Origin of the sequence: Streptomyces flaveolus, assembly GCF_014648815.1 — a bacterium.
GTDB lineage: Bacteria > Actinomycetota > Actinomycetes > Streptomycetales > Streptomycetaceae > Streptomyces > Streptomyces flaveolus.
In genome coordinates this window covers 1-1,443 of record NZ_BMRV01000038.1, presented here as the reverse complement: position 1 = coordinate 1,443, position 1,443 = coordinate 1, and the positions used below count along the sequence as shown (strand labels likewise).

Below are 1,443 nucleotides of genomic sequence, written 5' to 3'. Positions count from 1 at the left end.
GTTGGAAGCGCAAAGTCTGCGGCTGAGCTGCGGGCTTCCGTCAACACACAGGAGCGGCGACACACCGCCAAGTAAGTACGCCGCTCCCGTCCCCGGAAAGGGAGTTCCATCATGCGTCAGATTCCCGTCGACACGTCCGCGGCCACCGTGATGGTGGCGCAGCCCCCGCAGCCGAAGGTGAAGGACCGTCGTACCGGTGAGCGGGCGATGGACGCCGAGACCGGTGCCGCGCTGTCGACCGTGGACGTGATGTTCGCGGCCAACGGTGAGGTGGAGATCCTGTCCGTGACCGTCCCGGAGTCCGGCATCTCCGGTGACCTGATGATGGGCACCCCGGTCGCGCTGACCGGTCTGATCGCCCGGCCGTGGGAGAACGAGTTCAACGGCCAGAAGCGGCACGGCATCGCCTTCCGCGCGGTCGCGGTCACCTCGATCGTGGCCGGCGCCTCGTCCTCGAAGGCGGCCTGAGCCATGACGTGGCTGATCGTCGCCCTGGTGCTGGTCGTCGCCGCTGCGGGTCTCCTGCGGTGGCGGCGGCCCGCCTGGTACTGGCTGACCTTCGGGGTCACCCTCGCCGCGCTGCGGGTGCTGGTCCGCTACGGCTCGGTCATGGACGCCTGTGGCCTGACCGTTCCGGCTCCGCGTTGGCGTCTCACGGTCGCCCGGATGACCAACCGGCCCGTTCCCGGCCCGCGGGCCCCGCGCATCCTCCGGCTGCGGATCACCCGCACTGGCTTGGTGTTACGGCTCAAGCTCCGGCCCGGTCAGGACGCCTTCGACGTGGCGGCCTCGTGCGACCGGCTGAGGCACTCGTTCGCCATGTACGGCGTCACCTCGCGTGAGCTGCGCTCGGGTGTGGTGGAGCTGCGCATGACCGGCTACGACGTCCTCAAGCGCGTACAGATGCCCGCCGCGGTCGACTCCCAGCCGATGCGGGTGCCGGTCGCCCTGCGCGAGGACGGTGCCGTGCACTACCGCGACTACCGCACGGTGCCGCATGGGCTGGTCATCGGCGCGACGGAGTCCGGCAAGTCGGTCTATCAGCGCAACCTCGTGGCTGCGCTCGCCCCGCAGCGGGTCGCCCTGGTCGGCATCGACTGCAAGCAGGGTGTGGAGCTGTTCCCGCTGGCACGGCGGTTCTCCGCGCTGGCCGACAACCCTGACACCGCCGCCGAACTCCTAGACGCCCTCGTCTCCCACATGCAGGACGTCTACCAGCTGATCCGGGCCGAGCAGCGGATCACCGCGGACGTGCCGGATGCGGAGATCGCCGCCGACATCTGGGACCTGCCCGAGGATCTGCGACCGGTGCCGATCGTGGTCCTGGTCGATGAGGTCGCCGAACTTGCCCTCTTCGCCACCAAGGAAGACGAGAAGCGCCGCGATCGGATCATCACCGCCCTGGCCCGGCTCGCCCAGCTCGGCCGCGCCGCCGGCATTTAT

The 1,443-nt window shown here is 69.7% G+C and carries 2 protein-coding genes; both read left to right on the top strand.

What is annotated here, in order from left to right; all coding sequences use genetic code 11:
* The first annotated feature begins 111 nt into the window (after window positions 1-111).
* Entirely contained in the window at window positions 112-468 is a 357-nt protein-coding gene (locus tag IEZ05_RS36080) for an SCO3933 family regulatory protein (protein ID WP_189234554.1), read from the top strand.
* A 3-nt stretch (window positions 469-471) separates the two neighbouring features.
* Window positions 472-1,443, top strand: a 972-nt coding sequence (locus IEZ05_RS36075; protein WP_189234553.1) for an FtsK/SpoIIIE domain-containing protein, incomplete at its 3' end; no start/stop codon positions are given.